This is a genomic window from Sphingomonas sp., assembly GCF_035555815.1.
Classification (GTDB): domain Bacteria; phylum Pseudomonadota; class Alphaproteobacteria; order Sphingomonadales; family Sphingomonadaceae; genus Sphingomonas.
On sequence record NZ_DATMGG010000229.1, the window covers coordinates 1 to 9,035 of the forward strand.

The following is a 9,035-nucleotide window of genomic DNA, read 5'->3' on the forward strand; positions in this document are numbered from 1 at the left end:
GGGTTCGGGCGAGAAATATTTGTCGAACTTGCCCTCTTCGCCCTTGTGCTCGTCGGCGTCGGCCGGGGTCTGGTCGCCCTTGCGGGTGACGTTGGGCCATTGGGCGGAGAATTCGTTGTTCAGCTCCAGCCACTTCTCCAGCCCGCTTTCGGTGTCGGGCAGGATCGCCTCGGCCGGGCATTCGGGCTCGCACACGCCGCAGTCGATGCATTCGCTGGGGTTGATGACGAGCATGTTCTCGCCTTCATAGAAACAGTCGACCGGACAGACCTCGACGCAATCCATGTACTTGCAGCGAATGCAGGCATCGGTGACGACGTAGGTCATTGGTCAACTCCTTGAATCGCGCCTTCGCTATGCAAGCGAAAATGCGCCGTCAATCGCTGGCGCCTTCCTGCGAGACGTTCTCATTCAGATCGGTGTAGCACCGCCGCGCTTCCGGCGCCGGGCCGCGCCGCGCGGGAAGCGCCTCGACCCGGATCACGCGCACGCGATCGTGCAGCGGAAAGGTCAACACATTGCCGACCCGTACCGGCGCGGCGGCGCGGTCGATCACCCGCCCGTCGATGCGCAGGTGCCGCGCCTCCGCCACCTCCTGCGCAAAGCCGCGCGTCTTGGCCAGCCGGACGAACCACAGATATTTGTCGATCCGCATCGTCGCCGGTGCCGGATCAACCATGGCCGGCGCTCCGGTCCGTGCCCCAGTCCGCCAGCGCGGCGAAGGCGTTGTCGCGGCGCGGCGGCGCCTCCGTGACGCGGGCGCGCGGCTGCGGGCGGCCGCGCCATGCCCATTGCGGCGGCCCCTCCTCCGCGGCGACGCTCTTGAACCCCAGCCGCGCCATCAGCTTGGCCAGCGTATCCGGCGTCACCCCGATCGAAGTGGCGAGCGCCGGATCGGGAACGAAGGGCTTGCGCCCGGCGCGGGCGTCGTGCGCGGCGCGAGCGATGCGCTCGACCAGGTCGACACGAACCTGCTGCGCACCGATCCGGCGGAAACCGGGCGCCGGCGCGCCGCCGCGGATCACCGCGGCACCCGGCGGCGGCAACGCCACCGTCACTCCGCGCGCCGCCAGCAACGCGGCGCGCCACGCCGCCGCCGCCGGTTTCAGCAGGCGCGGATCGAACAGGTCGAGCGTGCCGACGGTGATGCCGACCGCGCGCAGATACTGCCGCGCCTTTGGCTCCAGCCCCTCGACATCGGCGACGGCGTTGCGCTCCGCCAGCCCGCCGGCATCGGCCAGCGCGGCGGCGGTGGCGCGCAGCGCGCCCGGCGCGGTCGGATCGCGTGCCAACCGATCGAGTCGCGCGAGCACCGGCGTGACCTGTGCGGTGCGGTCGTCGATCCACGCCGCCAGCCGCGCCGCGATCGCATCGCGCTCCGCCTGGCCCAGGCAATCGAGCGCGCGGTCCAGCACGATCTTCGGCCGGCTAAGCTGCGGCCCGGCCGCCAGCGTCGCGACGGCCCCGCCGCTCCAACACACGCTGCCGCCGTCGAGCGTCAACGCGTCATCGGGCGCATCGGCCAGCGCGCGCCCGCGTTTGGCCAGTTCGCCGCCCAGCCGCTTTTCGGCGGCGGCGAGCAGGATGCGCTTGTCGGCGGCACGCGCGTCGGCGGCGACGGTGAAGCGAAACCCGTCGAGCCGGCCGATCGGATGATCCTCGACCAGCACGCCGCCGTCCGCCTCGATCTTGACCGGCAGCGCGCTGGCGTCGGCGCCGATCCCGCGCAACAGCGCGGTGGTGCGCTTGTCGACGAACCGCTGGGTCAGCCGGTCGTGCAGCGCGTCGCTCAACCGCGTCTCCAGCGCCTGCGCGCGGTCCTGCCAGTGGAGCGGGTCGGAAAGCCAATCCGCGCGGTGCGCGATATAGGCCCAGCTGCGCGCGGCGGCGATCCGCCCGGCGATCGTTTCGACATCGCCGCCAACATTGTCGAGCCGTGCGATCTCCTCCGCGAACCAGCGGTGCGGGATATGGCCGTCGCCTTCGGTCAGATGGTTGAAGATGCGGCCGACGAACCGGCTGTGCGGCTCCGGCCCGAGCTTGCGGAAATCGGGCAGCCCGCACGCCGCCCACAGCTTCGCCACCTGCCCGCGCTGGCGTACCGCCGGATCTTCGGCGAGCCGCTTGAGCACGGCCAGATCGGTCGCCTCCGGCGCGGGGCGCAGGCCGGGCAACGTCGGCTTCGCCTCAAGGCTGGCGATCAGCGCGGCGATGCTCGACAGATCGGGTTCGCCATCGCGCCAGTAGAGATGGTCGATCGGCGCGAAGCGATGCTCCTCGATCGCGAACACCTCCTCCGGCGTGAACGCGCCCGGCCCCTGTTCGTGCAGCGCGCCAAAGGTGCCGTCGCGCTGGTGACGCCCGGCGCGGCCGGCGATCTGCGCCATCTCCGCCACGGTCAGCCGGCGCTGGCGACGCCCGTCGAACTTGGTCAGGCTGGCGAAGGCGACATGCGCCACGTCCATGTTCAGGCCCATGCCGATCGCGTCGGTGGCGACCAGATAATCGACCTCGCCCGCCTGGAACATCGCCACCTGGGCATTGCGCGTGCGCGGGGACAGCGCGCCCATCACCACCGCCGCGCCGCCGCGCAGCCGCCGCAGCGCCTCTGCCACCGCATAGACCTCCTCGGCGCTGAACGCGACGATGGCCGATCTTTTGGGCAGCCGCGACAGCTTCTTCGCGCCGGCGTAGCTGAGCGTCGAGAAGCGCGGCCGCTCGATCACTTCGGCGTCGGGCACCAGCGATTTCAGCATCGTCTTCAACGCCGCGGAACCGAGGATCATCGTCTCGTCGCGCCCCCGCGCGCGCAGGATGCGGTCGGTAAAGACATGCCCGCGCTCAAGATCGGCGCCAAGCTGCGCCTCATCGAGTGCGACAAAGCCAAATTCGCGGTCGAGCGGCATCGATTCAGCGGTGCACAGGAACCAGCGCGCCTGCGGCGGAACGATCCGCTCCTCGCCGGTGATCAGCGCGACCTGATGCTCGCCCTTCATCCGCACGACGCGGTCATAGACCTCGCGCGCGAGCAGCCGCAGCGGAAAGCCGATCATCCCCGACGAATGGCCGCACATCCGCTCGACCGCGAGATGGGTCTTGCCGGTGTTGGTCGGGCCCAGCACGGCCGTGATCGGGGAGCGCGCGAACGATACCATCGCCCGCCCTACATCGGCCCGCGCACGCGGCGACGCAACCGTCCGTTGCGCGTAAATTTCCGCAATCGTCCCCAGCGCTTGCGCGCGGTGGCTGGTTCGTTCCGCCGGCTCGTCCAGCTCCCCGCACGGCTCGTCGCAGCGTCGCCGCAGTGGATGCGGGGTTAATTTGACTTTAGGGACTCGGCGCCACAACGCTGCTGCCCAGGCTTGGGGTTCAGGCAGGCCGTTTTTGTATTTCGGGGGCGGGGCGCGCTTTGTTCTTGCGCAACGAACACGGACTGGAAGGAGCGGGCGGCGCGGCGGCGCTGTCGTTCGGGCGCGCGCCGGCAACGCCGGTCGCGGCACCGGGCATCGCCGAACGGCTCGCCGGACGCTTCGCCCATGTCGATCTGGTCCCCGATCTCGGTTCCGACATCGGCTCGCGCACCTGGTGGCGCGGCGCGGCGACCTGCGCGGCGTTGTGCGCGGCGACGATCGCGCTGTCCCCCGCGTTCAGCCTGCCGGTGATCACCGACAGCACCGCGCCGATGGCCGGCACCGATTATGACGAGACGCGCAGCCTGGCGATCACGCCGCTCGCGTTGGGCGCCAACAGCGGGCGCCGACTGGGCGCCAACGCACTGGTCACCCCGCTCAGGGACACCCCCGAACGCCCGCAGATCGAGGCGACCGCGACGCTGGGCGCGGGCGAGGATTTCACCGCCGCGCTGCGTCGCGCCGGCGTCGGTTCGGGCGATGCCCGCGCGGTCGCCGACATGGTCGCCGCGCGGCTGGCGCTCGGCGAGCTGCGTCCCGGCACCCAGTTCGAGCTGACGCTGGGCCGCCGCACCGACAAGGACGCGCCGCGCCCGCTCGAGAAACTGGCGTTCCGCGCCAAATTCGACCTCAACATGCAGGTCGGCCGCGACGGCGACCGACTGGCGCTGGCGGCGATCCCGATCGCGATCGACAACACGCCGCTGCGCATCCAGGGCCGCGCCGGCCCCAGCCTCTATCGATCGGCCCGCGCCGCCGGCGTGCCGGCCAAGGCGGTCGAGGCGTTCATCCGCTCCATCGCGTCGCGGATGCCGATCAGCCGGGTCGGCGCCGACGACCGTTTCGACATCATCGTCGAGCAGGCCCGCGCCGCGACCGGCGAGGTCCAGCTCGGCAAGCTGCTCTATGCCGGGCTGAGTGGCAGTTCGAACAAGCTGCAATTGATGCGGTGGGAAGAGGACGGGAAGAGCCAGTGGTTCGATCCGCGCGGCATCGGCCAGACCACCGGCGGCAGCGCAGGGATGCCGGTCAACGGCCGCCTGTCGTCGCCGTTCGGCTGGCGGCGGCATCCGCTGCTCGGCTATATGCGGCTGCACAAGGGGCTCGACATCGCCGCGCCCTATGGCGCGCCGATCCACGCGGCGATGGCCGGCGTGGTGCAGATGGCGGGCCGCGCCGGCGGCTATGGCAATTACGTCAAGCTGGCGCACGGCGGCGGCATGGCCACCGGCTATGGTCACATGAGCCGGATCGCGGTGCGCTCCGGCCAGCGCGTCAGCCCCGGCCAGGTGATCGGCTATATCGGCTCGACCGGGCTGTCGACCGGGCCGCACCTCCATTATGAGCTGACCAGGAACGGCGTGCCGGTCAATCCGGGCAAGGTGACGTTCGAATCGGTCCAGAAGCTGAGCGGCGGCGATCTGGCCGCGTTCAAGAGCAAGTTCAGCAAACTGATGGCGGTCAAGGCCGGATCATCGGACTGACATTTCCGAACCGCGCCGGTCGGACCGCCCGCCGCGCGCCTCTTCACATTCCCCGGCGACACGGCAGGATCCCTCCCCTTCCCCCCACGTAGGAGGGAAGGAGAGGTTCGCGGTCCTCAAAGCTTGAAGCGCAGTCCCACGCGGTAGGTCCGCCCCAGCAGGTCATAGGGGTTGTTGGTGCCAAAGCTGGTTTCCCCGGCCGGAATCGCTTCGGGCCGGCGATCGAACAGATTGTCGACCACGCCGAACAGCGTCACCTTGGCGCCGCCGATCTTCAGCTCGTAATTTTCGGACAGGTCGAAATACCACACCGGGTTCACGTGGTTGAGATCGTCGGCGATCCCGGTGCGGCTGGTCATCGGCTGGTTGGTGATCGTGCCGGAGCCGAGATAGCGCGCGGTCAGGCTGGTGCGGCTCGGCCCGACCGCATAGGTGGTTGTCAGCATCCCCTTCCACTTCAGGCTGCCGGTGGTGCCCAGCGTCGGCGGGGTGACGTCGCCGGGCAGGTTGGTCTCGTCCTTCAGCCGCTGCGACACCAGCAGGCGGATGTTGAGCGCGCCGGGCAGCGAACCGCTGATCCGGCTGAGGTCGGAGCGGTAGGTCGCTTCGTAATCGATGCCTTCCACCGCCACCTGCGATGCGTTGATGCCGCCGGTGTAGATCGTCGCGTTGACGAGGTTGCTCGCCCCCGCCGCCAGCACGATCGACTGGCACGCCGACGGGATCTGCGGCCGGTTGTAGCCATAGCATTGGTCGATGATCGTCTGCGCGCCGACCCCGACGATCGCGTCCTTGATGTCGATCTTGTACCAGTCGATCGACAGGCTGAGCCCCGGCAGCCAGCGCGGGCTGTAGATGCCGCCGGCGGTCCAGGTGTCGGCGATCTCCGGCGTCAGATTGGGGTTGCCGCCGCTGATCGTGATGTTCGGCACCTGCGGGCTGTTCGCCTGGGTGCGATCGAGATACGCGTTCACGAACTGGCTGCCCGGCGCGTAGAGATCGTTCAGGTTCGGCGCGCGGATATCGCGCGAGCGGGTGCCGCGCAGGCGCAGTCCGCCGGTGACGTCCCAGGTCACGCCCGCCTTCCACGTGGTGACCGGGCCGCTGGTCGAATAGTCGGTGCGGCGGACCGCGGCGTTGAGGTCGAGGCTGTCGGCCACCGCCGAATCCTTGAGCAACGGCAGCAGCACTTCGCCGAAGAACTCCTTCACATTGTAGGAGCCGGTGCCGCCCTTGAAATTGCCGACGTTCCACAGCGACGCCTCCGACGTCGCGTCGGCGGTCGAGGAGAAGGATTCCTTGCGATACTCGAAGCCCGCCGCGATCGAGACCGGGCCGGCCCAGGTCGAGAACGGCTCGTACTGCGCGTCGACCGACCAGACATCCTGGTGGAAGTCGAGATCCTGCCGGGTCCGCAGCCCTTCGGCATAGCCCGTCACCCACGCGATCGACGCCGCCCCCAGCGATCCCTCGCCAAAGATGTTCATCGGCACGCAGCCGTTGCCCGGATTGGCCAGCGTCGAACGACAGATCGGCGCCCCGGCCGCCACCCCGGCGACGCCGCCGGTCGCCGGATTGGCGATGACGTCGACCGCCAGGTTGAACCGCGCGGGCATCAGGTTGTCGTCGCGGGTGTACCACACCTTGCTGTGGCCGCGCTGGTAATAGGCGCGCCATTTGCCGGTGCCGAGGAACTTGCCCTCCAGCGCGGCCAGGATGCGATCCTGCCGCCGGGAATATCCCGCTAGGCCGGCGTGGCTGCCCGGCGAATTGATCATGTCGTAGAACAGCCGGTTCATCTGGAAAGACGTGACGCCGGCCGCGTCCATCGCCTGTTGCGCCGCCAGCGGCAGGTAGGGGTTGGCGCGCGACACGGTCAGCGCGGTCGCCCCCTGTCGGTTATACGTCGCCGACCAGTTGACGGTGTCGCTGCCGGCATAGCCCGCTTCAAAGATCGCGGTGATGTCGTCGGTCACCTCGTAGCTCAGCCGGCCATAGGTGCTCCAATGCTTGTCGTCGGGCAGCAGCGGCCAGCGCGCGGCGGTGGGGATGACGGTGCCACCCGCCTGCATCTGGCCCTGCTGGATCGGACCGAACACGAACTGCCCGATCTCGCCGCCGGGGCCGAACGTCATGCCCTTGAGCGGCCCCGAGGCGACAACGCCGCCGGGCGTGCTGGTATAGCCGACATCGTTGCGGACGATCTGGCCCGGCTGACCGTTGGTCGCGGTCCAGTCCGGGTTGGTCAGCAGGTGATAGCCCGGCTGATACCAGCTGCGGCCGATCGGCGAATCGATCCCCTGCCCGTTGAAATACGATCCGCTGAGCAACAGGTGCCCACGCCCCCCGGCGAACTTCGCTCCATAGGCGAGATCGCCGGAGAACACCCGCCCGTCGGCACGGTCCGTCTGGCTGAGGTTCACGCTGCCCTTGACCCCGGTAAAGCCGGTATCGAGGATGAAGTTCACCACCCCGGCGACCGCGTCGGAACCATAAGCGGCGGAGGCGCCACCGGTGACCACGTCGACTCGCTGCACCAGATTCTGCGGCAACAGGTTGACGTCGACGGCGGGCGACATGCCCGATCCGACGACGCGGCGGCCGTCGAGCAGCGTCAGCGTCCGCGTCACGCCCAGCCCGCGCGCGCTCATCTGATTCGCGCCGCCGGTGGCGTTGGCGAACAGCAGCGTAGTGCGCGGGGTGTTGCCGACGCCCATCGACGGCAACTGGCTGACATAGTCGGCGATGTTGGTCGGCGCGCGGTCCTGGATGTCCTCCATCGACAGCACCGTGGTCGGCGTCGGCGCCTGATAGCCGTCGCGGACGATGCGCGATCCGGTGACGATGATTTCCTGGGCTATCGACGATGTGCGGTCGTCCTGCGCCGAATCGGCGTCGACCTGCGCCTCGGCCACGCGCTCCTGCGCGCGGCCAAGGCCGGCGATCGGCGCCGGCGCGCTCACCGCGCTCACCAGCTGGCGTTGGGCGACGGTCCGGGCGGGCTCGACCTTGCGCAGCGTCAGCACCGCGCCGCCCTCGGCACGCAGGCCGCTGCCCTGCAACAGCAGCGTCAGCGCGGCCTGCGGCTCCAGCCCGCCGCGCACGCCCCTTGTCTGCTTGCCCGCCACCAGCGTGCTGGAAAAGATGATCTGCTGATTGGCCTGCCGCGCGAAGATATTGAGCGCGCGTCCCAGATCGCCGGCCGGGATGTCGAAGGTCCGCGCCGCCTGTGCCGCCGCTGCTGGTGCCGCCGCCGCCGGCGTCGCCGCCAGCCAGAGTGCCATGACCGCAGCCGAACCGCCGCCATAGATCGAAAGACGCCCCCTGTTTTGCATCTGCTCTGTCCCCTGCCCGCGCCCATCGCGGTCCTGACTCATGTGACGCAACAGCGGGACGATCCCGCCAAAAAATTGTCACATACGAGAATCAGGCGGCGATCAGGCGCCGCGTTTCGCCCGGTGACGATCGCCGTCGGGCGTTACGGACAGGGGGTTGGTCGGGGATGGACCGCGCCGCCGGGGAACCGAGACACGGGCGGCAGACCGTCCTTGCGCCCGGAATGCCGGCGGAACGGGGTTGGACGGTCGCTATTCGGGAAGGCTGGTCCGGCCCTAGAACGGCACGTCGTCGTCGAGGTCGTTGGCGAAGCCGCCGCCGAAGTCGTTGCCCTTCGCCGCGCCCGAACGCTGGCCGCCGGCGTTGAAATTGCCGCCACGGCCGCCGCCCGAGCTTTGCCCGGCGAAATCGTCGCTGCCGCCGCCCCAGTCGTCACCGCCGCGGCTCCCGCCGCCGCCGCCGCCGCCACCGCTGCCCGGCGCACCGTCGAGCATCGTCAACACGCTGTTGAACCCCTGCAGCACGATCTCGGTTGAATATTTCTCGACCCCGGCCTGGTCGGTCCACTTCCGGGTCTGGAGCGCGCCCTCGATATAGACCTTGCTGCCCTTGCGCAGATAGCGTTCGGCGACGTTGGCGAGCCCTTCGTTGAAGATCGCGACCGAATGCCATTCGGTCTTTTCCTTACGCTCGCCGGTGTTCCTGTCCTTCCAGCTTTCCGACGTGGCGATGCGCAGGTTGACCACCTTGCCGCCGTTCTGGAAGCTGCGGCTTTCGGGGTCACGCCCCAGGTTGCCGACCAATA

6 protein-coding genes are annotated in these 9,035 nt (G+C 69.4%); 1 reads left to right on the forward strand and 5 read right to left on the reverse strand.

All coding sequences use genetic code 11. The annotated features are described in order from the left end of the window. From fdxA to VNR91_RS13060, 3 genes are all read right to left on the reverse strand, one after another. Window positions 1-327 (reverse strand): ferredoxin FdxA (gene fdxA / locus VNR91_RS13050; protein WP_325491205.1); only part of this gene is annotated, 327 nt, incomplete at its 3' end. 49 nt (window positions 328-376) lie between these two features. Further along, window positions 377-679: an RNA-binding S4 domain-containing protein gene (locus tag VNR91_RS13055; protein WP_325491206.1), complete on the reverse strand. Its 303-nt coding sequence runs from the start codon at window positions 677-679 to the stop codon at window positions 377-379. Continuing rightward, window positions 672-3,155, reverse strand: a complete 2,484-nt coding sequence (locus tag VNR91_RS13060; protein ID WP_325491207.1) for a helicase-related protein — start codon at window positions 3,153-3,155, stop codon at window positions 672-674. The genes VNR91_RS13055 and VNR91_RS13060 overlap by 8 nt, the downstream gene beginning before the upstream one ends. A 260-nt stretch (window positions 3,156-3,415) precedes the next feature. Between VNR91_RS13060 and VNR91_RS13065 the strand changes: the two genes are divergently transcribed. Beyond that, window positions 3,416-4,894 (forward strand): M23 family metallopeptidase, encoded by a 1,479-nt coding sequence (locus tag VNR91_RS13065; RefSeq protein WP_325491208.1) that lies wholly within the window; start codon window positions 3,416-3,418, stop codon window positions 4,892-4,894. Window positions 4,895-5,010: 116 nt separating this feature from the next. On the opposite strand, the gene VNR91_RS13070 is transcribed toward VNR91_RS13065, so the two are convergent. Together VNR91_RS13070 and ssb are read right to left on the reverse strand one after the other, a co-directional pair. After that, a complete protein-coding gene (locus tag VNR91_RS13070) occupies window positions 5,011-8,178 on the reverse strand; it encodes a TonB-dependent receptor (protein ID WP_325491209.1) in 3,168 nt (1,055 codons plus the stop codon). 327 nt (window positions 8,179-8,505) lie between these two features. Next, window positions 8,506-9,033 carry a single-stranded DNA-binding protein gene (gene ssb / locus VNR91_RS13075; protein ID WP_325491210.1) on the reverse strand — a complete coding sequence of 176 codons (528 nt, stop codon included), beginning with the start codon at window positions 9,031-9,033 and terminating at the stop codon, window positions 8,506-8,508. Window positions 9,034-9,035 lie beyond the last annotated feature (2 nt).

Coding starts and splice junctions, on each gene's coding strand:
- VNR91_RS13055 (WP_325491206.1), bottom strand. CDS start 679: ATGGTTGATCCGGCACCGGCGACGATGCGGATCGACAAATATCTGTGG.
- VNR91_RS13060 (WP_325491207.1), bottom strand. CDS start 3,155: ATGGTATCGTTCGCGCGCTCCCCGATCACGGCCGTGCTGGGCCCGACC.
- VNR91_RS13070 (WP_325491209.1), bottom strand. CDS start 8,178: ATGGCACTCTGGCTGGCGGCGACGCCGGCGGCGGCGGCACCAGCAGCG.